Source organism: Micromonospora sp. NPDC047740, assembly GCF_043204735.1.
Classification (GTDB): Bacteria; Actinomycetota; Actinomycetes; order Mycobacteriales; family Micromonosporaceae; genus Micromonospora.
This window is the reverse complement of record NZ_JBIDCT010000014.1, coordinates 146,419-166,052: the sequence shown is the minus strand read 5'-3', so window position 1 is coordinate 166,052 and position 19,634 is coordinate 146,419. Positions and strand designations below refer to the sequence as shown.

Below are 19,634 nucleotides of genomic sequence, written 5' to 3'. Positions count from 1 at the left end.
TCATGCCGCCGGAGGAGACCGCCACGCGGATCGACGGGCCGACCTCCGCTGCCGTGCCGCGAATCCCGCGCCGGCTGCGCCACCCGGACCGGTTCCGCGCCCGGTACGGTCCCTGGGCGCTCGTCACCGGTGCGTCGTCGGGCATCGGGCGAGAGATCGCCGAGGTGCTCGCCGCCGCCGGGCTGCACCTCGTCCTCGTCGCCCGGCGGCGGGACGCCCTGCTCACGCTGGCCGACGAGCTCACCGACCGGTACGGCGTCCAGGCCCGGGTGGTCGACGCCGACCTGGCCACGCCGGCCGGGGTGGACGCGGCCGTCGCCGGCAGCACGGACCTCGACGTCGGGCTGCTGGTGGCCGCCGCCGGGTTCGGCACCTCCGGGTCGTTCCTGGACGCGGACCCCTCGGTCGAGGCGGAGATGCTGGACGTCAACTGCCGGGCGGTGCTGGCGCTGACCCAGCGGTTCGGGCGGCGACTGGCCGCGCGCGGCCGCGGGGGCGTGGTGCTGCTGGCCTCGCTGGTCGGCTTCCAGGGCGCCCCGCACGCCGCCTCGTACGCGGCCACCAAGGCGTACGTGCAGGCGTTCGCCGAGGCGCTGCACGTGGAGTGGAAGCCGCTCGGCGTCGACGTGCTGGCGGCGGCGCCCGGCCCGGTGCACAGCGGCTTCGCCGCCCGGGCGGGGATGCGGATGGCGCTGGCCGCCCGCCCCGCCGACGTGGCGGCTCCCGTCCTCAACGCGCTCGGCCGCCGGGGCACGGTGCTGCCCGGCGGCCTGGCGAAGCTGCTCACCTGGTCCCTGCGGCCGCTGCCGCGCCCCCTGCGGGTCCGAATGATGAGCGTGGTCATGCGCGGCATGCTCGACGAGAACCGCACGCCCGACCGTTAGCCGGGGCCTCCCGTGGTCGGGAGGTCCCGGACGGTCAGGCGAGTCGGGAGCGGATGAGGAAGCGGACCCCCTCCGGGGCCTCGAGGGAGAAGCCGCTGCCCCGGCCGGGAACCACGTCGATGATGAGCCGGGTGTGCTTCCACAGCTCCCACTGGGCGGCGGACATCCAGAACTCGACGGGCTCGGGGACGCCGTCGACGTCGAGCGACGCCAGCAGGATGTCCGAACCGCCGGTGCGGAACTCGCCGGCCGGGTAGCACATCGGGGCGCTGCCGTCGCAGCAGCCGCCGGACTGGTGGAACATGATCGCGCCGTGCTGGCCACGCAGCGACCGGATCAGGTCGGCCGCTGCGGGGGTCAGGGTGACCGGGTCGGCCATCAGAAGAAGCCCAGCTTCTTCGGGGAGTAGCTGACCAGCAGGTTCTTGGTCTGCTGGTAGTGCTCCAGCATCATCTTGTGGTTCTCCCGGCCGATGCCGGACTGCTTGTATCCGCCGAACGCGGCGTGTGCCGGGTAGGCGTGGTAGCAGTTGGTCCAGACCCGGCCGGCCTGGATCGACCGTCCGGCCCGGTACGCGGTGTTGAGGTCCCGGGTCCAGACGCCCGCGCCGAGGCCGTACAGGGTGTCGTTGGCGATCTTCACGGCGTCGTCCAGGTCGGCGAAGGAGGTCACCGAGACCACCGGACCGAAGATCTCCTCCTGGAAGATCCGCATCGAGTTGTCACCCTCGAAGACGGTCGGCTGCACGTAGTACCCGCCGGACAGCTCGCCGCCCAGGTCGGCCCGCTCGCCGCCGGTCAGCACCTTCGCGCCCTCCTGCCGGCCGATGTCCAGGTAGGACAAAATTTTCTCCAGCTGGTCGTTCGAAGCCTGCGCCCCGATCATCGTCTCGGTGTCCAGGGGGTGGCCCTGGCGCACGGCCTTCGTCCGCTCGACCGCCGCGGCGAGGAAGTCCGAGTAGTGGCCCTGCTGGATCAGCGCCCGGGACGGGCAGGTGCACACCTCGCCCTGGTTGAGGGCGAACATGGTGAAGCCCTCGAGGGCCTTGTCGAAGAAGTCGTCGCGGGCGGCGCTGACGTCGTCGAAGAAGATGTTCGGGCTCTTGCCGCCCAGTTCCAGGGTGACCGGCTTGATGTTCTCGCTGGCGTACTGCATGATCAGCCGCCCGGTGGTGGTCTCGCCGGTGAACGCCACCTTCGCCACCCGGGGTGAGGAGGCCAGCGGCTTGCCCGCCTCGACGCCGAAGCCGTTGACCACGTTGACCACGCCCGGCGGCAGCAGGTCAGCGACGAGCGAGAGCAGGTAGTGGATCGACGCCGGGGTCTGCTCGGCGGGCTTGAGCACCACCGCGTTGCCGGCCGCCAGGGCCGGGGCCAGCTTCCAGGTCGCCATGAGCAGCGGGAAGTTCCACGGGATGATCTGCCCGACCACGCCGAGCGGCTCGTGGAAGTGGTACGCCACGGTGTCGTCGTCGAGCTCGCCGAGGGAGCCCTCCTGGGCCCGGATCGCCCCGGCGAAGTAGCGGAAGTGGTCGATCGCGAGGGGGATGTCGGCGGCCAGGGTCTCCCGTACCGGCTTGCCGTTCTCCCAGGTCTCGGCGACGGCGAGGGATTCGAGGTGCTCCTGCATCCGGTCGGCGATCTTGTTGAGAATGACGGATCGCTCGGCGACCGAGGTGCGGCCCCAGGCATCGGCCGCGCCGTGCGCGGCGTCGAGGGCCTTCTCGACGTCCTCAGCGGTGCCCCGGGCTACCTCGCAGAAGGTTTGCCCGGTCACCGGGCTGGGGTTCTCGAAGTACCGGCCGCCGTGCGGCTTCACGTATTCGCCGCCGATGAAGTGGTCGTAGCGGGACTGCCAGTGGGTGGGGGCGTCGTAGCGCGTCATGGGTACCTCCGCCGTCCGTCAGGGGTGGATGGCGAGGGACGTTAGTTTCCGCGACGTTGCAGGGACGTTGCGCGCGGCAGGTCGTACTCCTCGGCGAGTTGGCGGGCCCGCGCGACGGCGAGCGGCCGGCGGGGCGCGCCCGGCGGCAATGCCCGCGCCAGGGCCTGCCAGGCGGTGAGGTCGTCGGCGCCGGTGGGCGTCGCGGTCCAGGCCGCGAGCAGCGCCGGGTCCGTGCCGGCCAGCACGGCCGCGCGGAGCTGCCCGTCGACCAGCCGGCGCAGTCGCGCCACTCCGGGCGCGTCCGACCCGGGCAGCAACGGCCCGGGGTACGCCTGCAGCGCCCCCGCCGGGTCGCCGCGTTCCAGCAGCTCCGTGACGGTGCGGAAGTCCGCGCGCACGGCCGGCCGCAGCCGGTACGGGCGGGAGTCGAGCAGTTCCTCGCCGAGCGCCCGGCGCAGTCGGGACAGTTCGGCGCGCAGGGTGACCGGGTGCAGCCGGTCGTCGCCGTAGAGGTCGAGGCCGAGCTGTTCGCCGGTGCGACCCTCGGGGTGGTCGAGCAGCAGGACCAGCAGTTCGCTGTGCCGCCGGCCGAGCCGGATACGCCGGCCGCCGACCCGCAGCTCCGCCTCGTCACGGCCGAGCGCGGCGACGTGCACCACGTCGGGTTCGGGCGGCGCGGCGTTGGCCAGGAACGCCTCGGCGGCCCGCGCGGTGGCCCGGACCAGGGCGAGGCTCTGCGGGTTGGCCAGGTGGTCGCCGCCGGTGATGTCGACCGCGCCGAGCAGCCGGCCGGTGGCCGGGTCGTGGATCGGGGCGGCGGCGCAGGTCCAGCGCTGCACCGGCCGGACGAAGTGCTCGGTGGCGAAGATCTGCACGCTGTGGTCGACGGCGAGGGCCGTGCCGGGAGCGTTGGTGCCGGCGTGGGTCTCGTCCCAGCGGGCGCCGGGCACGAAGTTCATCCGCTCCGCGTGCCGGAGCACCCCCGGATGGCCCTCCACCCAGAGCAGCCGCCCGTACGCGTCGCAGACCGCCATCAGGTGCGCGCCGTCGAGGGCGATGCCGCCGAGCAGGTCACGGAAGAGCGGCAGCACCCGGGCCAGCGGGTGCCCCGTCCGGTAACTCTCCAGCGCGGCGTCGGTGAGGTCGACCGGCGCGGTGGTCTCCGGGTCCAGCAGCGCCGACCGCTCCCACGAGCGCCGGACCACCTCGCGGACGCGGTCCGGCGCCCGACCGGTGAGGAACGCTTCGTGGGCGGCGCCGACCTGCGCGATCCGCTCCGCCGGATCGGCACCGAATTCCAGGGCGAGCCACGGGTCAGCCATCGGCGACCTCCTCGCGCCCATCGTGACCCACCTCACCCGGGATCGCCAAGCCGTCGCCATCTTGTCGTCGACAAGTTGCCGCCTCGGTCGCAAACGCGCAGCGCATCCTCGGGACCGCCGCCCGCAGTGATCCCGAGATTCCGCTGCGTCGACATTCGCCGGTTCCGGCGGCCCGCGACCCGGCCGCGGGCGGGCGCCTCCGCCCGCTGCCGGCCGTGGGTGGCACACCATGGGCGGCCTGGGGGGGATGGCACCCATGGTGTGCCACGAACAGGTGCTGACCGCCGGTCAGCCGAACGCCGCGTCCAGGATGTCCAGGCCCCGGATCAACTCCTCGTCGGGGATGACGAGCGGGGGCAGGAAACGCAGCACGTTGCCGTACGTGCCGCAGGTGAGGGTGAGCAGGCCGGCGGCGTGGCAGGCCGCCGAGATCGCCGCCGTGGCGGCCGGGTCCGGGGTCAGGCTGCCCGGCTGCACGATCTCCACGGCGAGCATCGCGCCGCGCCCGCGTACCTCGGCGACGCGCGGGTCGCGGGCGGCGATCGCCCGCAGCCGGTCGACCATGGTCGCGCCGATCCGCCGGGCGGCGGCGGCCAGGTCCAGCTCGTGCATGGTCTCGATAGCCGCCAGCGCGGCGGCACAGGCGATCGGGTTGCCGCCGTACGTGCCGCCGAGACCGCCGACGTGCACCGCGTCCATCAGCTCCGCCCGCCCGGTCACGGCGGCCAGCGGCAGACCGCCGGCGATGCCCTTGGCCAGGGTTACCAGGTCCGGCTCGACGCCCTCGTGCTGGCAGGCGAACCAGTCCCCGGTCCGGCAGAACCCGGTCTGGATCTCGTCGGCCACGAAGACCACCCCGGTGGCTGTCGCCCACTCGCGCAGCGCCGGCAGGAACCCCTCCGCGGGTACGACGAAGCCGCCCTCGCCCTGGATCGGCTCGATCAGCAGGGCGGCCACGTTCTCCGCGCCGACCTGCTTCTCCACCAGCTCGATCGCCCGGGCCGCGGCGGTCGCACCGTCGAGCCCACCGTCGCGCAGCGGGTACGACATCGGCACCCGGTAGATCTCCCCGGCGAACGGCCCGAACCGGTGCTTGTACGGCATGTTCTTCGCGGTCAGCGCCATGGTCAGGTTGGTCCGGCCGTGGTACGCGTGGTCGAAGACCACCACCGCCGGCCGCCCGGTGGCGTGCCGGGCGATCTTCACGGCGTTCTCCACCGCCTCGGCACCCGAGTTGAACAGCGCCGAGCGCTTTTCGAAGCCTCCCGGCGTCAGCGCGTTGAGCTGCTCGCACACCGCCACGTACGACTCGTAGGGGGCGACCATGAAGCAGGTGTGGGTGAAGCGCTCGACCTGCGCCTTGACCGCCTCGACCACCCGTGGGGCGGAGTTGCCGACGTTGGTGACCGCGATGCCGGCGGCGAAGTCGATCCACTCCCGACCGTCGACGTCGGTGATCGTGCCGCCGCCGGCCCGGTCCACGTACGCCGGGATGACGCTCCCGACCCCACGGGCGACCGCCGCGCCCCGCCGCTTGTGCAGTTCCTCGCTCGACGTCATGGCTCAGCCTTCGATGTTGTGCATGACGTGCTTGATCCGGGTGTAGTCCTCCAGGCTGTAGACCGAGAGGTCCTTGCCGTGCCCTGAGTGCTTGAAGCCGCCGTGCGGCATCTCAGAGATGAACGGGATGTGGGTGTTCACCCAGACGCAGCCGAAGTCGAGCCGACGGGTCATCCGCATCGCCCGGCCGTGGTCCTTGGTCCATACCGAGGCGGACAGGCCGTACTCGACGCCGTTGGCCCAGCGCACCGCCTCGTCCTCATCCGAGAAACGCTGCACCGTGATGACCGGGCCGAACACCTCGTCCTGGATGATCTCGTCGGCCTGCTGCACCCCGGACACCACCGTCGGGGCGTAGAAATAGCCGCGCTCGCCGACCTGCGAGCCGCCGGTCTCGACCTTCGCGTGGCCGGGCAACCGGTCCAGGAAGCCGCGTACCCGGGCGAGCTGGTTGGCGTTGTTCAGCGGGCCGTAGAGCACGTCCTCGTCGTCCGGCGCGCCGGTCTTCGTGTTGCGGGCCTGCTCGGCGAGGGCGGCGACGAAGTCGTCGTAGACGCCGGGACCGGCGAGCACCCGGGTCGCGGCGGTGCAGTCCTGGCCGGCGTTGAAGTAGCCGCCCACCGCGATCGCCTCGGCCGCCGCCGCGATGTCCGCGTCGTCGAAGAGCACCACCGGGGCCTTGCCGCCCAGCTCCAGGTGGGTCCGCTTGAGGTCCGGCGCCGCCGCGGCGGCGACCTCCATGCCGGCCCGGGTCGAGCCGGTGATCGACACTAGCTGCGGCGTCGGGTGGGCGACGAGGGCTCGGCCGGTGTCCCGGTTGCCGCAGATCACGTTGAACACGCCCGGCGGGAAGAACTCGGAAGCGATCTCGGCCAGCAGCAGCGTCGACACCGGGGTGGTGTCGGACGGCTTGAGCACCACGGTGTTGCCGGCGGCCAGCGCCGGGGCGATCTTCCAGACCGCCATCATCAGCGGGTAGTTCCACGGGGTGACCTGGGCGCAGACGCCGAGCGGCTCGCGCCGCACGTACGAGGTGTGGCCCGCCAGGTACTCGCCGGCCGAGCGGCCCTCCAGCAGGCGGGCGGCGCCGGCGAAGAAGCGGAACTCGTCGACGGCCGGGGGCAGCTCCTCGTCGGCGGTGAGCTGGCGCGGCTTGCCGGTGTTGCGTACCTCGGCGTCGACCAGGTCGGCGGCGCGGGCCTCGACCGCGTCGGCGAGCTTGAGCAGGGCCTTCTGCCGCTCGGCCGGGGTGGTGTCCCGCCACGTCTCGAACGCCGCGGCGGCGGCCTTCATCGCCGCGTCCACGTCCGCGGCTCCCGAGACCGGCGCCTGGGCGAAGACCTCCCCGGTGCACGGGTCGATCAGGTCGGCGTAGCCGCCGTCCACCGGGTCGACGTACTCGCCGTTGACGAAGTTGCGCAGCTGTTGCTGATCACTCATCAGAAGTCTCCGAGGGTGGCCGGGGAAGGTCAGCGGAGGTTATCGCAATCTGACTGCCATCTTGGCTACTGAATTCGCAACAGACAAGGGCTAAGGCAACTGTTTCCGCGTGAGGGTGGCGTCGTCTACGCTGCCGGTCGTGGAGCCGAGAGCCTTCTTCGTCGCCGGCCGCCCCGTTCACGGCGAGGGCGAGCTGACCGTCACCCACCCGTACGACGGCCGGACGGTCGGGCGTACCACCCTCGCCACGCCCGACCAGGTCGAGGCCGCCGTCGCGGCAGCCGCCGGCGTGGCCGCGGCGGCCGCGGCCCTGCCCGCGCACGCCCGCGCGGCGGCGCTGGACCACGTCTCCCGCCGGCTCGCCGAACGCGCCGACGAGGTCGCCACGCTGATCACCGCCGAGAACGGCAAGCCGGTCAAGTGGGCGAAGGCCGAGGTGGGTCGGGCGGTCTCGACGTTCCGGTGGGCGGCCGAGGAGGCCCGGCGTTTCTCCGGTGAACTGCAACGCCTGGACACCGACCCGGCGGCGACCGGGCGGATCGCGCTGGTCCGGCGGGTGCCGAAGGGGCCCGTGCTGGGCATCGCGCCGTTCAACTTCCCGCTGAACCTGGTCGCGCACAAGGTCGCCCCGGCCATCGCCGTCGGCGCGCCGATCGTCGTCAAGCCGGCCCCGGCCACCCCGCTGTCCGCGCTGCTGCTCGGCGAGATCCTCGCCGAGACCGAGCTGCCCGAGGGGATGTTCTCGGTGCTGCCGCTGCCCAACGAGCGCGCCGCCGAACTCGTCGCCGACCCCCGGCTGCCGGTGGTGTCGTTCACCGGCTCCGGGCCGGTCGGCGCGGCCATCCGCCGGGCCGTCCCCGACAAGCACGTGACCCTCGAACTCGGCGGCAACGCGGCGGCGGTGATCTGCGAGGACTGGAGCTCCGACGAGGACCTGACCTTCGCCGCGCACCGGATCGCCACCTTCTCCAACTATCAGGCCGGGCAGTCGTGCATCGCCGTGCAGCGGGTGTACGTGCACGAATGGCTCTACGACGGCTTCCTGCCCCGGCTGGTCGCGGCGGTGGAGGCGCTGCGGACCGGAGACCCGACCTCCGAACTGACCGACGTCGGCCCGCTGGTCTCCGTCGCGGCGGCCGAGCGGGTCGAGGCGTGGGTGGACGAGGCGGTCGCCGCCGGCGCCACCATCGAGGTCGGCGGCCGGCGGGAGGGCGCGACCTACCCGCCGACCGTGCTGACCGGGGTGCCTTCGTCGGCCAAGGTCAGTGCGGAAGAGGTGTTCGGGCCGGTGCTGGTGGTCGCCCGGGTCGAGAGCGACCAGGCCGCGTTCGCCGCCGTCAACGACTCGGCGTACGGGCTGCAGGCCGGCGTCTTCACGCACAACCTGCAGACCGCGTTCCTGGCGTCCCGGACGCTCGACGTCGGCGGGGTGATCGTGGGAGACGTGCCGTCGTACCGGGCCGACCAGATGCCGTACGGCGGGGTGAAGGGCTCCGGCGTCGGGCGGGAAGGGCTGCGCAGCGCGATGGAGGACTACACCGAGCCGCGCGTGATGGTCCTGACCGGGCTGGCGCTGTAGCTTCCCGGCCCGCCCGGTCACCAGGTGCCGTCGTCACGTACCCGGGCGGGGGCGCGGCCGAGCAGCAGGGTGGTCAGGGCGGCGTCGATGTCCGGGCCGAGGAACCACTCGCCGGCCTGGTCGAGCGCGAAGATCCGCCCTTGCTCGTCGACGGCGATGATGCTCTCCTGGCGCTCCGTCCCGAGTGGAAAGAGCCCTACACCCAGCACCTGGGCGAAATCGGCGAGCGTGTCGGCTGTATGGGCCACGTGGCGTGGACGGATGTTGAATCGGGAGATCCATACCTGTTCACCGGGGCCCTTGCGTCCGGTCACGAGACCTGGGAACGCGGTTAGGGTCCGCATTGCGGCTGGGAACACCTGGTGATGCTGCCTCTTGCCGGCCACGGCCGTCACGTCTCGCACTGATGCCGTGGCCAGCACCTCATCGCCGAAGTGCGGACGCCAACCGGCAAGCACCAGCGCGTTGGTGACCTCGCTGGGAAAGCGACCCGGATCGGCCATTCGTAAGGGCATCATCCGGCGTCAGCGTGAGTACTTCTGGGCTGCCCTTCCCTTCACCGCCGAGGAGGCGGCGCTGATCAAGGGCATCCGGCGGCGGACGTTCGTGATGTTCGAGGAGCAGCTGCAGCGGGCCGGTGACCCGGGCGCTGACCCGACCATCGCCACCACCGCCCCTTGAGCAGGGGGTAACTGCGCTGCGGGTGGCTCGGCGACCTGGTGGCCGCGACACCGGACCTGGGCACCGGGCACGCCGATCTGCTGCGCGAGCGGTGGGCCGAAGAGGCCCGTGCGGACCTCTGCCCGGCCCGAGACTGATCCGCTGGCTACCGTGAGGTGGTGACGCGTACGCGGAAGGCCGCTCTCTGGGCGACGGGGATCGTGCTGGGCCTGGTGATCGGGCTGCTCACCATCGGTGGCGCCGGAGGCATCGCCATGGGTATCGGGATCGGAGTGGCGTTCGGGATCGCGTTCACCGGCGTCGGCCGGAAGTCCGACCGGCCGTGACGGCCGGGGGAATCCCGTACCGGCCACCGGCCGACGTCGCGGAGGCGCTGCGCGTACAGGAGGAGTTGCGGTCGCGGGTGGATCTGGTCGGGCCGGGACCGACCGCGCCCACGACGGTGGCCGGCCTCGACGTCGCGTACGCGGAGGGCGGTGACCGGCTCGCGGCGGCCGTCACCGTGCTGGACGCCGGCACCCTGGCCGTGGTCGACGAGGCGGTCAGCGTGGGCCGGCCCGCCTTCGGGTACGTGCCGGGGCTGTTCGCCTTCCGCGAGCTGCCCGCGTTGCTGGAGGCCCTGGACCGGCTGACCGTCCGCCCCGACCTGCTGGTCTGCGACGGGCACGGGCTGGCACACCCGCGCCGGTTCGGGCTGGCCTGCCATCTCGGCCTGGTCACCGGGCTGCCCGCGATCGGCGTCGGCAAGACCCCGCTGGTCGGCGAGTGGGACGAGCCGGGCCCGGAGCGGGGGGCCTGGACGCCGCTGCGCGACGGCGGTGAGGTGGTCGGCCGGGTGCTGCGTACCCGGGACGGGGTGAAGCCGGTGTTCGTGAGCGTCGGCCATCGGATGAGCCTGAACAACGCCGTCGACCGGGTGCTCGCGTTGACGCCGCGCTACCGGCTGCCGGAGACCACCCGGGCGGCCGACCGGCTGTGCCGGCGGACACTGGCCGCCGCCCTCGCCTGACGGTCCGCCACCGCTCGCCAGGCGGCTGTCCGCAGGGCCCCGATCGTCCGTCGCCGGGCGTCCACCGGCGCGCTCACCGGCGGCTGTCGGCGGGCTGCCCTGACTAGCGGGCGTCGAGGGTGTCGGGGCCGGAGGAGGTGTCGCGGCGCACATGTGGAGCGCTCGATGGGCGGGTGCCGGCCAGGCCCGGTAGTACCCTGACCGGCGGACCCGGACGGGGTGGATGCGGTGAGGTGGAGATGTCGGTGGGGCGGCATGCGACGCGGCTGGCCATGGTCGGCGTGATGCTGGGCGGCCTGGTGGCCGTCGGTGCGTCTCCGGCGTTCGCCGAGGACGACCGGGTATCGGTGCGCGTCGGGGACAGCTTCAAGGTCGGCGGATCGCCCGGCACGGTGGCGGTCGAGGTGCGCAAGCGTACCGACGGCTGTGTGCTGCTGCGGACCACGTTGGGCCTGCGGCTCGACGGCCTCGCGGCCAACCAGGTCGAAGTGCACGTCAACTATGACGGGCGCTGGTGGCCGGTGCCCGTCTCCGGTGGCGGTGGCACGGTGCGCACATCGTCCACGTCCCCGGCCAAGCCGAACCTGTGCGAGGGCAAGGAGATCACGGTCCGCTACCGGGTCGCCTTTCTGAACGGCGCGCCCGGCGGGCGGGTGATCGTCGTCGGCGAGGCGACCACCGCGGTCGGCCGGGAAATCGGCCGGGCAGCCGATGAGGCCCGCGTGGTGGGCGGGGCGAAGGCCGTGACGCCGTCCCCGACGCCGACTCGGAAGCCGTCCCCGACCCCCACCCCGAGCGCCGCGACGACGCCGGCGGGCGAGGCCGACCGCGGGACCGCCGTGGCGGCCGCGCTCGCCCCGACCGCCGGGGCCAGCGCCGCGGCGGCCGAGACATCCTCCGGAGGTTCCCCGATCATGTGGGTCGGTATCGCCCTGGTGCTCGTCGGCGCCGCCCTCATCGTGCTGCTGGTGCGCCGCAACCGGGCGGAGAAATCAGCCGAGGGGGGCATCGGCTACCCGCCGGTCCCGCTGCCGCGCAGCGCCGGCACCACGTACCGCTCCGGGGCCCCGGCGGGCCAGGTGTACGGGCAGCAGCCGGCCACCTCCACCGTCTACGGCGGGGCCGCGGCGCCCCGCCCGACCGGCAACGTGTACGGCGCTCCCGCCGGGGGAGACCGCCCGGGTGGCGAACCGCCGGCGCCTGCCGGCGGCGACGCCACCACGGTGCTGCCCCGCCCACCCCGCTGAGCCCGGGCCCGGCCGCCCGTCGGGGGTTACGGTGACGGTGTGTGGTGGCGACATGAGTGGTGTCGCCGCCACGGCGGCCGGTGGGCGTTCGAGGAGGTCGAGATGATCTCGCTCGGTGGCGCGGTGCCGGCACAGGTTCGCCGATAAGATCGCGTGCGCCGGACGGCACCGCCGACCGGTGAGACCGCATACGTGGAAGGAGCCGCGCCGTGGCCCTGGACCCGCAGTTGCTCGAGATCCTCGCCTGCCCGGACACGCACCACGCCCCGCTCGACTACGACCCGCAGGCGCAGACGCTGACCTGTACGGAGTGCGGCCGGATCTTTGAGGTCCGCGATGACGTGCCGGTCCTGCTGCTGGACGAGGCGCGCGGCGGGCCCGCGGGCGACGACGCGCGCGGCGGTTCGGGGTCGCAGCGGTGATGGAGGGTACGGCCGGGGTCAGCGGCCATCGGCACGCGGACGAGTCGCTGCTGGACAACCCGGATCTGCTCGCCGAGCAGGATCCCGGCGGCATGCTCCGGTTCACCGCCTCGGCCGGCGCCCAGGTACGCGAGTCGGCGGCGCTGGCGGCTGAGGCGAATCTGAGCGTGCTCGCCGACGAGGGGCGGCCGCGGGCAGTGGTCATCGCGGGCATCGGCACCGCCGGGCGGACCGGGGACGTGCTGGCCACGGTCGCCGGGCCGCGCTGCCCGGTGCCCGTCATCCCGCACCGCAGCGCCGGTGTCCCGGGCTGGGTGGGCGCGGCGGACGTGGTGATCGCGGTCAGCGCCTCCGGCCGCAGTCCCGAGGCGCTGGGTGCCGCCGAGGCCGCGCACCGGCGGGGGGCCCGGCTGGTCGCCGTCGGTGCACCGGACTCCCAGTTGCAGTCGGTGGCCGAGCGGGCCCGGGCGCCGTTCATCCCGGTGCCCCGGCGCGCCCCGGCGCGGGCCAGTCTCTGGGCGCTCACCGTTCCGGTCCTGCTCGCCGCCCGTACGCTCGGGCTGGTGAAGGTCAACGAGGCGGACCTGGCCGAGACGGCGGCCCGGCTGGACGCGGACGCCGACCGGTCCCGGCCTACCGCCGAGTCCTTCGTCAACCCGGCGAAGTCGCTGGCCCTGGGCCTGGCCGGGTCGATCCCGATCGTGTGGGGTTCGTCCCCGCTGGCCACGGTGGCTGCCCGCCGGTTCGGTGACACGCTCTCGGCCAACGCCCGCTACCCGGTGACCGCCGGGGCGCTGGGCGAGGCGGGCCGGGGCCGGGTCGGCCTGCTCGACGGCGTCTTCGGTGGGCTGGCCGAGGGGGAGCGGGACATCTTCGCCGACCCGGACGAGGTCGGCGGCGATGCCACCCGGCTGCGGTTGGTGCTGCTGCGCGACGGCGGCCTGAACGCCGAGGACGACACCGACGAGCCGCTGGCCGTGGAGGAACGCCGGGCCGATGCGGTGCAGACCCTCGCCGAGCGGCGCGGGGTGCGCTGCGACGTGGTCACCGCTGAGGGCGGGTCGGCGCTGGAGCGGCTCGCCTCGCTGATCGCGGTCCCGGACTTCGCCTCGGTCTACCTCGCCCTGGCCCACGGGCTGGACCCGATGGCCGTACCGGCCGTCACGGAGATGAAGGAGCTGGCAAACCCGTGAGCGAGCGAACCATCAGCGAGGCGGCGGCGTGAGCGCGAACGGGGGCACGAGGGCGATCGTCGCCGCCCTGCTGGCCAACATCGGCATCGCCGTCACCAAGTTCGTCGCGTTCCTGCTGACCGGCTCGTCGTCGATGCTGGCCGAGTCGATCCACTCGGTCGCCGACTCCGGCAACCAGGGGCTGCTGCTGCTCGGCGGCCGGCGGGCCCAGCGGGAGGCCACTCCGCAGCACCCGTTCGGCTACGGCCGGGAGCGCTACATCTACGCGTTCATCGTGTCGATCGTGCTGTTCAGCCTTGGTGGTCTGTTCGCGCTGTACGAGGCGTACCACAAGTGGTCGCACCCGGAGGCGATCACCAAGTGGCAGGCGGTGCCGGTGATCGTGCTGGTGGTCGCGATCGTGATGGAGGGCTTCTCCTTCCGTACGGCCATCAAGGAGTCCAACCAGATCCGGGGCAAGCAGTCGTGGGTGCACTTCATCCGCCGGGCCAAGGCCCCGGAGCTGCCGGTGGTGCTGCTGGAGGACTTCGGCGCGCTGGTCGGTCTGGTCTTCGCGCTCTTCGGCGTCGGCATGACGCTGGCCACCGGCAACGGCCGGTGGGACGCCCTCGGCACGGCGATGATCGGCGTGCTGCTGGTGGCCATCGCGATCATCCTGGCCGTCGAGACGAAGAGCCTGCTGCTGGGTGAGGGCGCCGAGCCGAAGGACCTGGCCGCGATCGAGCGGGCCGTCACCGCCGGCCCGGAGGTGGAGCGGATCATTCACATGAAGACCCTCTACCTGGGGCCGGAGGAGCTGATGGTGGCCGCGAAGATCGCCGTGCCGCCCTGCGAGACGGCCGAGGAACTGGCCCGGGGTATCAACGCCGTGGAGGCGCGGATCCGTTCCGCTGTGCCGATCGCCCGGGTCATCTATCTGGAGCCCGACATCTACAGTGCGGCGGCGGACCGGGCCGGCAGCGGTTCGGCCTCGCACACCGCGGTCCCGCAGCCCGACGAGGCCGGACCGGGTGAGGCGGCCGGGCCGGCTGGGAGTTGACCGTGGAGCTGTTGCAGGGCCGGATCCGGGACTACGCCTGGGGCTCGCGTACCGCGATCGCCGAGTTGCAGGGGCGACCGGCGCCGAGCGACGGGCCGGAGGCCGAGCTGTGGCTGGGTGCCCATCCGGGCGCCCCGGCCACGGTGGACCGGGACGGCAGCCCGGTCAGCCTCAGCGAGCTGCTGCTGGCCGAGCCGGCGCACTGGCTGGGCGAGCGGGTGGTCGGCCGGTTCGGCACCCGGCTGCCGTTTCTGCTGAAGGTGCTGGCCGCGGACGCCCCGCTCAGCCTCCAGGCCCATCCGGACGCCGAGCAGGCCCGGGCCGGCCACGCGGCCGACACCGACCGGGTCAACTACGTCGACCCGTACCACAAGCCGGAGCTGCTGGTGGCGCTCTCCGAGTTCGAGGCGCTCTGCGGGTTCCGGGACCCGGCCGAGTCGGCGGCGGCGCTCGCGGCGTTCGGCGTACCGGTGCTGGAGTCGGTGGTGACGGCGCTGCGCACCGGGCCGGCGGGGTTGCGGGAGGCCGTCCGCCTGCTGCTGAGCTGGCCGGAGGCGGAGCGGGCCGGGCTGGTGGCGGCCGTGCTGACGGCGGACGTCGCCGGGCCGGATGCGGTGCTGGCCCGGAGCCTGGCGGTCGACTACCCGGCCGACCCGGGGGTGCTGGTGGCGCTGCTGCTGCACCATGTCCGGCTGGTCCCGGGCGAGGCGATCTGGATGCCGGCCGGCAACCTGCACGCCTATCTGCGCGGCACCGGCGTGGAGATCATGGCGGCCAGCGACAACGTGCTGCGCGGCGGCCTCACCCCGAAGCGGGTGGACGTGGACGAGTTGCTGCGGGTGCTGCGGTTCGAGGTGCTCGACGAGCCGGTGGTCGCGCCGGTCGCGGTGGCGCCCGGGGTGGTGACCTGGCCGGTCCCGGTGGAGGATTTCGCGCTGCATCGGGTCGAGGTGACGGCCGGCGGCCCGGGGGCGCGGTTGACGCTGCCCGGCCCGCGGGTGGTGCTCTGTCGCGTCGGCAAGCTCGCGGTGGACGACGGGGTCGGCACGGTGGTGCTGGGGCCGGGCCAGGCGGCGGTGGGCACCGCGGCCGGCGGGCCGCTGGTGATCGGCGGCGAGGGTGAGGCGTTCGTCGCCACCTGTGGGCTGCGCTGATCGCAGGGCAGCCCACTTGGGGCGAGTCCGACTTTCCCGAAATAGCTTGACGCGACGGTCGCTCAGTGTGACTCTATGGGTACGCAGCGTTGTCGCGACGAAAGGTCCGGTGACGCGCGGGGAACCAAACCGGGGGGATGCACGGGGCGGCCGGACCGTGGGCGGAGAGTCCGTTCACGACCGACCGCCCCGTGCGCTGTCCGCCGAGCGGAACGGACGTCATCGGACAACCGGGCACGGGTGAAGAAGGCCACGCGCGTAAGGTAAAGCTGCGCAGCACTTCGTTCGACAGGAGCTTCCATGACCAGCACCCTCCCGGCGACCCCCAGCGGCGCGTCGTCCGAGGCCCGGCCGACCACCCTCGCCGAGGGCGACTACAAGGTGGCGGATCTGTCGCTCGCCGCGTTCGGGCGCAAGGAGATCCGGCTCGCCGAGCACGAGATGCCCGGTCTGATGGCGATCCGGCGGGAGTACGCCGACGCCCAGCCGCTCGCCGGCGCGCGAATCACCGGCTCGCTCCACATGACCATCCAGACCGCCGTCCTGATCGAGACCCTGGTGGCGCTCGGCGCGCAGGTCCGCTGGGCGTCCTGCAACATCTTCTCCACCCAGGACCACGCCGCCGCCGCGATCGTCGTCGGCCCGAACGGCACTCCCGAGGCCCCCGCCGGCGTCCCGGTCTACGCCTGGAAGGGCGAGAGCCTGGAGGAGTACTGGTGGTGCACCGAGCAGGTGCTCACCTGGCCGGACGGGCAGGGCCCCAACATGATCCTGGACGACGGCGGCGACGCCACCCTGCTCGTGCACAAGGGCGTCGAGTTCGAGAAGGCCGGCGTCGTGCCGCCGGTCGAGTCCGCCGACTCCGAGGAGTACGCGGTCATCCTCAAGCTGCTGCACCGCTCGCTCGCCGAGGACGGCCAGCGCTGGACCCGGATCGCCGGCGGCATCAAGGGCGTGACCGAGGAGACCACCACCGGCGTGCACCGGCTCTACGAGATGCACCGCAACGGCACCCTGCTCTTCCCGGCCATCAACGTCAACGACTCGGTGACCAAGAGCAAGTTCGACAACAAGTACGGCTGCCGGCATTCGCTCATCGACGGCATCAACCGGGCCACCGACGTGCTGATCGGCGGCAAGATGGCGGTCGTGCTCGGCTACGGCGACGTGGGCAAGGGCTGCGCCGAGTCGCTGCGCGGCCAGGGTGCCCGGGTCGTGGTGACCGAGGTTGACCCGATCTGCGCGCTCCAGGCGGCCATGGACGGCTACCAGGTCGCCACCCTGGACGACGTGGTCGAGCAGGCCGACATCTTCATCACCGCCACCGGCTGCTTCAACGTCATCACCAACGAGCACATGGCCCGGATGAAGCACCAGGCGATCGTCGGCAACATCGGCCACTTCGACAACGAGATCGACATGGCCGGCCTGGCGAAGCGCTCGGACGTGACCCGGGAGAACATCAAGCCGCAGGTCGACGTCTGGCGGTTCGAGGACGGCCACGCGATCATCGTGCTCTCCGAGGGCCGCCTGCTGAACCTGGGCAACGCCACTGGGCACCCGAGCTTCGTCATGTCGAACTCGTTCGCCAACCAGACCATCGCCCAGATCGAGCTCTTCACCAAGACCGCCGAATACCCGATCGGCGTGTACGTGCTTCCCAAGCACCTGGACGAGAAGGTCGCCCGGCTGCACCTGGCCGCGCTCGGCGCCAAGCTGACCACCCTCTCCAAGGAGCAGGCCGCCTACCTCGGCGTGCCGCAGGAGGGGCCGTTCAAGCCGGAGCACTACCGCTACTGAGCCGCACCCGAAGGGACCGGGGTCGACCGCCGCGCGGCCGTCCCGGTCCCTTTCTGGTACGCGGACAATTCCGCCGGCCCCGGCGCGCCGCGCCGGCTCCCGGTGGTCGGGTGGGGCCGGATGGCCCTGGTGACCCTCGCCACCGTCAGGGAAAGCTGGGCTGACCAGCGCTTGTCCGGTTGCCGTCGATCCGGGTGACGTTCGCCTGAACGACTTGACGGCGGCTCGGATCAGGAGGAAGGTATGGCTGCCCTAAGTTAACTGAGGCGTGCCTAACCAATCACGGAGTACCGATGTTCGCCACGTACCTGATCGGCCTGCGGGAGGGCCTGGAGGCGACCCTCGTGGTCAGCATCCTGGTCGCGTTCCTGGTCAAGTCGAACCGCCGCAACCGGCTGCCGCACGTGTGGCTCGGCGTCGGCGCGGCCGTGGCCCTGTCGGTGCTCTTCGGCTGGCTGATCGAGTACACCTCGACCGCGCTGCTGCGGACCTCGGAGTCGCGGGAACTCTTCGACGCGATCACCTCCGTCGCCGCCGTCGTCTTCGTCACCTGGATGATCTTCTGGATGCGCAAGGCCGCCCGGAGCATCGCCGGTGAGCTGCGCGGCAAGCTCACCGAGGCGCTCGCCGTCGGCGCCTTCGCGGTGATGGGCATGGCGTTCCTCGCGGTCATCCGGGAGGGCCTGGAGACCGCACTGATCTTCTACTCCGCCGCGAAGAGCACCGTCGGCGGTGCCGGCCGGGATGCCATGCTCGCGCTGGTCGGGGGCATCGTCACCGCCGTGCTGATCGGCTTCCTGCTCTACCGCAGCGCCCTCAAGCTCAACCTGAGCAAGTTCTTCACCTGGACCGGCGCGCTGCTGATCCTGGTCGCCGCCGGCATCTTCAAGTACGGCGTGCACGACTTCCAGGAAGCCGGCGTGCTGCCCGGCCTCAACAACCACGCCTTCGACATCTCCTCGGTGCTCGACCCGAGCACCTGGTACGCGACCCTGCTCAGCGGCATGTTCAACATCACCGCCGCCCCGAGCGTCCTCGAGATGGTCGCCTGGGTGGCGTACGCGGTGCCGGTGCTCGTCCTCTTCCTGCGCAAGCCGGCCAAGCCGGTCGCCAAGCCGGCCGAGGCGGCGAAGCCCGCCACCGAAGCGTCCGCCAGCCCCGTGCAGCCCGCCTGATCGCCCGTTTCCTGAGGAGACACAGCACCGATGCGTACCACTCGATTCGTCGTGCCCGCCGCCGCCGGGATGCTCGCCGTCGCCGGCCTGGCCGGCTGCAGTGGTGGCGGCGACAAGCCGGACGCGAAGTCCGGCGGGCCGATCGCGGTCAAGGCCACCGACAGCGCCTGTGAGGTGGGCACCACGGAGATCGAGGCCGGTCAGGTGACCTTCAAGGTGACCAACTCCGGGTCCAAGGTCAACGAGTTCTACGTGTACGCCACCGGTGACCGGGTGATGGGCGAGGTGGAGAACATCGCTCCCGGCCTGAGCCGCGAGCTCCGGGTCGAGCTGCCGGCCGGGACGTACGAGACCGCCTGCAAGCCGGGGATGAGCGGCCGGGGCATCCGGGGCGCGCTGAAGGTCAGCGGCACCGCCGCTTCCGTCGCCCCCGACGCCGCGCTGAGCGAGGCCACCGCCAGCTACCAGCGCTACGTCAACAGCCAGACCGCCGCGCTGCTGGCCAAGACCGAGGAGTTCGCGGCCGCGGTCAAGGCCAACGACGTGGCGAAGGCCAAGGCGCTGTACCCGGTCGCCCGGACCTACTTCGAGCGGATCGAGCCGGTCGCGGCGAGCTTCGGCGACCTCGACCCGAAGATCGACGGCCGGGAGGAGGTCGTCGAGGAGGGCATGGCGTGGACCGGCTACCACCGGCTCGAGAAGGACCTCTGGACCGGCGGCGACATCAGCAAGGACGGGCCGATCGCCGACCAGCTGGTCGCCGACGTCAAGGCCCTGGTGGCGAAGGCCAACGCCGAGAAACTCACCCCGCTCCAGCTCGCCAACGGCGCCAAGGCGCTGCTCGACGAGGTGGCCAGTGGCAAGATCACCGGCGAGGAGGAGCGGTACTCGCACACCGACCTCTGGGACTTCAACGCCAACCTCGAGGGCTCCAAGGCGGCGATCGCCGCGCTGCGCCCGGCGCTGGAGCAGCGCTCGCCCGAGCTGGTCAAGCAGCTCGACAGCGAGTTCGCCAACGTGGAGTCGACCCTCGGCAAGCACCGAGCCGGTGACGGCTGGAAGCTCCACACCCAGCTCAGCAAGGCCGAGCTGAAGGAGCTCTCCGACAGCATCAACGCGCTGGCCGAGCCGGTCAGCAAGGTGGCCGCAGTCGTCGCCCGATGACGACCGGGTCCGGAGGTGACGCCATGAGCGAGCGAATCATCGGGCGCAGTGCGGGTCGGCCTCATGGCGACGCCGACCGGC

The 19,634-nt window shown here is 72.5% G+C and carries 19 protein-coding genes; 13 read left to right on the top strand and 6 right to left on the bottom strand.

The genetic code is table 11. The features are described 5' to 3' along the window. The first annotated feature begins 2 nt into the window (after positions 1 to 2). Complete coding sequence (locus tag ACGF4F_RS25480) at positions 3 to 884, top strand: SDR family NAD(P)-dependent oxidoreductase (RefSeq protein ID WP_357436551.1); 882 nt, start codon at positions 3 to 5, stop codon at positions 882 to 884. 34 nt (positions 885 to 918) lie between these two features. Here ACGF4F_RS25480 and ACGF4F_RS25475 read toward each other — a convergent pair whose 3' ends face one another. The 5 genes from ACGF4F_RS25475 to ACGF4F_RS25455 all read right to left on the bottom strand — a co-directional run bounded on the left by ACGF4F_RS25475 (position 919) and on the right by ACGF4F_RS25455 (position 7,090). Beyond that, positions 919 to 1,263, bottom strand: coding sequence for a DUF779 domain-containing protein (locus ACGF4F_RS25475; RefSeq protein WP_357436553.1), 345 nt, complete (start codon positions 1,261 to 1,263; stop codon positions 919 to 921). Continuing rightward, positions 1,263 to 2,768, bottom strand: coding sequence for an aldehyde dehydrogenase (gene adh, locus ACGF4F_RS25470; RefSeq protein WP_393080866.1), 1,506 nt, complete (start codon positions 2,766 to 2,768; stop codon positions 1,263 to 1,265). The genes ACGF4F_RS25475 and adh overlap by 1 nt, the downstream gene beginning before the upstream one ends. A gap of 41 nt (positions 2,769 to 2,809) precedes the next feature. Then, a complete protein-coding gene (locus ACGF4F_RS25465; RefSeq protein ID WP_357436557.1) occupies positions 2,810 to 4,090 on the bottom strand; it encodes a GAF domain-containing protein in 1,281 nt (426 codons plus the stop codon). Between the two features lie 288 nt (positions 4,091 to 4,378). Further along, a complete protein-coding gene (gabT, locus tag ACGF4F_RS25460; RefSeq protein ID WP_357436558.1) occupies positions 4,379 to 5,650 on the bottom strand; it encodes a 4-aminobutyrate--2-oxoglutarate transaminase in 1,272 nt (423 codons plus the stop codon). Between the two features lie 3 nt (positions 5,651 to 5,653). Beyond that, positions 5,654 to 7,090, bottom strand: a complete 1,437-nt coding sequence (locus ACGF4F_RS25455) for a gamma-aminobutyraldehyde dehydrogenase (RefSeq protein WP_357436560.1) — start codon at positions 7,088 to 7,090, stop codon at positions 5,654 to 5,656. Between the two features lie 139 nt (positions 7,091 to 7,229). On the opposite strand from ACGF4F_RS25455, the gene ACGF4F_RS25450 reads away from it, so the two are divergent. Then, complete coding sequence (locus ACGF4F_RS25450; protein ID WP_357436561.1) at positions 7,230 to 8,669, top strand: aldehyde dehydrogenase family protein; 1,440 nt, start codon at positions 7,230 to 7,232, stop codon at positions 8,667 to 8,669. A 17-nt stretch (positions 8,670 to 8,686) separates the two neighbouring features. Here the strand turns inward: ACGF4F_RS25450 and ACGF4F_RS25445 are convergent, their stop codons facing one another. Beyond that, complete coding sequence (locus ACGF4F_RS25445) at positions 8,687 to 9,172, bottom strand: SUKH-3 domain-containing protein (RefSeq protein ID WP_393080860.1); 486 nt, start codon at positions 9,170 to 9,172, stop codon at positions 8,687 to 8,689. Here ACGF4F_RS25445 and ACGF4F_RS25440 point away from each other — a divergent pair. The 11 genes from ACGF4F_RS25440 to efeO all read left to right on the top strand — a co-directional run bounded on the left by ACGF4F_RS25440 (position 9,138) and on the right by efeO (position 19,553). Beyond that, on the top strand, positions 9,138 to 9,350 hold the full coding sequence (locus ACGF4F_RS25440; protein WP_357437180.1) for a hypothetical protein: 213 nt from the start codon (positions 9,138 to 9,140) through the stop codon (positions 9,348 to 9,350). The genes ACGF4F_RS25445 and ACGF4F_RS25440 overlap by 35 nt on opposite strands. A gap of 158 nt (positions 9,351 to 9,508) precedes the next feature. Beyond that, positions 9,509 to 9,676, top strand: a complete 168-nt coding sequence (locus tag ACGF4F_RS25435; protein WP_357436564.1) for a hypothetical protein — start codon at positions 9,509 to 9,511, stop codon at positions 9,674 to 9,676. Continuing rightward, entirely contained in the window at positions 9,673 to 10,359 is a 687-nt protein-coding gene (nfi, locus tag ACGF4F_RS25430; RefSeq protein ID WP_357436566.1) for a deoxyribonuclease V, read from the top strand. Before ACGF4F_RS25435 ends, nfi begins: the two co-directional genes overlap by 4 nt. A gap of 239 nt (positions 10,360 to 10,598) precedes the next feature. Further along, the gene (locus ACGF4F_RS25425) at positions 10,599 to 11,606 is read left to right on the top strand and encodes a hypothetical protein (protein WP_357437156.1); all 1,008 of its coding nucleotides are present in this window, start codon (positions 10,599 to 10,601) and stop codon (positions 11,604 to 11,606) included. 209 nt (positions 11,607 to 11,815) lie between these two features. Beyond that, positions 11,816 to 12,028: a Trm112 family protein gene (locus tag ACGF4F_RS25420; RefSeq protein WP_073832817.1), complete on the top strand. Its 213-nt coding sequence runs from the start codon at positions 11,816 to 11,818 to the stop codon at positions 12,026 to 12,028. Continuing rightward, positions 12,025 to 13,221 carry an SIS domain-containing protein gene (locus ACGF4F_RS25415; RefSeq protein ID WP_357436567.1) on the top strand — a complete coding sequence of 399 codons (1,197 nt, stop codon included), beginning with the start codon at positions 12,025 to 12,027 and terminating at the stop codon, positions 13,219 to 13,221. The genes ACGF4F_RS25420 and ACGF4F_RS25415 overlap by 4 nt, the downstream gene beginning before the upstream one ends. Before the next feature lie 28 nt (positions 13,222 to 13,249). Then, positions 13,250 to 14,260: a cation diffusion facilitator family transporter gene (locus ACGF4F_RS25410; protein WP_357436569.1), complete on the top strand. Its 1,011-nt coding sequence runs from the start codon at positions 13,250 to 13,252 to the stop codon at positions 14,258 to 14,260. Between the two features lie 2 nt (positions 14,261 to 14,262). Then, positions 14,263 to 15,414 carry a mannose-6-phosphate isomerase, class I gene (manA, locus tag ACGF4F_RS25405; RefSeq protein WP_357436570.1) on the top strand — a complete coding sequence of 384 codons (1,152 nt, stop codon included), beginning with the start codon at positions 14,263 to 14,265 and terminating at the stop codon, positions 15,412 to 15,414. Positions 15,415 to 15,714: 300 nt separating this feature from the next. Continuing rightward, the gene (ahcY, locus tag ACGF4F_RS25400; protein ID WP_357436571.1) at positions 15,715 to 17,214 is read left to right on the top strand and encodes an adenosylhomocysteinase; all 1,500 of its coding nucleotides are present in this window, start codon (positions 15,715 to 15,717) and stop codon (positions 17,212 to 17,214) included. Positions 17,215 to 17,507: 293 nt separating this feature from the next. Then, positions 17,508 to 18,389, top strand: coding sequence for an iron uptake transporter permease EfeU (efeU, locus tag ACGF4F_RS25395; RefSeq protein WP_357436573.1), 882 nt, complete (start codon positions 17,508 to 17,510; stop codon positions 18,387 to 18,389). Positions 18,390 to 18,419: 30 nt separating this feature from the next. Beyond that, positions 18,420 to 19,553 carry an iron uptake system protein EfeO gene (efeO, locus tag ACGF4F_RS25390; RefSeq protein ID WP_357436574.1) on the top strand — a complete coding sequence of 378 codons (1,134 nt, stop codon included), beginning with the start codon at positions 18,420 to 18,422 and terminating at the stop codon, positions 19,551 to 19,553. The last annotated feature ends 81 nt before the right edge of the window (positions 19,554 to 19,634 follow it).

Coding starts and splice junctions, on each gene's coding strand:
- ACGF4F_RS25425 (WP_357437156.1), top strand. CDS start 10,599: ATGTCGGTGGGGCGGCATGCGACGCGGCTGGCCATGGTCGGCGTGATG.
- gabT (WP_357436558.1), bottom strand. CDS start 5,650: ATGACGTCGAGCGAGGAACTGCACAAGCGGCGGGGCGCGGCGGTCGCC.
- ACGF4F_RS25465 (WP_357436557.1), bottom strand. CDS start 4,090: ATGGCTGACCCGTGGCTCGCCCTGGAATTCGGTGCCGATCCGGCGGAG.
- adh (WP_393080866.1), bottom strand. CDS start 2,768: ATGACGCGCTACGACGCCCCCACCCACTGGCAGTCCCGCTACGACCAC.
- efeU (WP_357436573.1), top strand. CDS start 17,508: ATGTTCGCCACGTACCTGATCGGCCTGCGGGAGGGCCTGGAGGCGACC.
- ACGF4F_RS25475 (WP_357436553.1), bottom strand. CDS start 1,263: ATGGCCGACCCGGTCACCCTGACCCCCGCAGCGGCCGACCTGATCCGG.
- ACGF4F_RS25455 (WP_357436560.1), bottom strand. CDS start 7,090: ATGAGTGATCAGCAACAGCTGCGCAACTTCGTCAACGGCGAGTACGTC.
- ACGF4F_RS25480 (WP_357436551.1), top strand. CDS start 3: ATGCCGCCGGAGGAGACCGCCACGCGGATCGACGGGCCGACCTCCGCT.
- ahcY (WP_357436571.1), top strand. CDS start 15,715: ATGACCAGCACCCTCCCGGCGACCCCCAGCGGCGCGTCGTCCGAGGCC.
- efeO (WP_357436574.1), top strand. CDS start 18,420: ATGCGTACCACTCGATTCGTCGTGCCCGCCGCCGCCGGGATGCTCGCC.
- ACGF4F_RS25445 (WP_393080860.1), bottom strand. CDS start 9,172: ATGGCCGATCCGGGTCGCTTTCCCAGCGAGGTCACCAACGCGCTGGTG.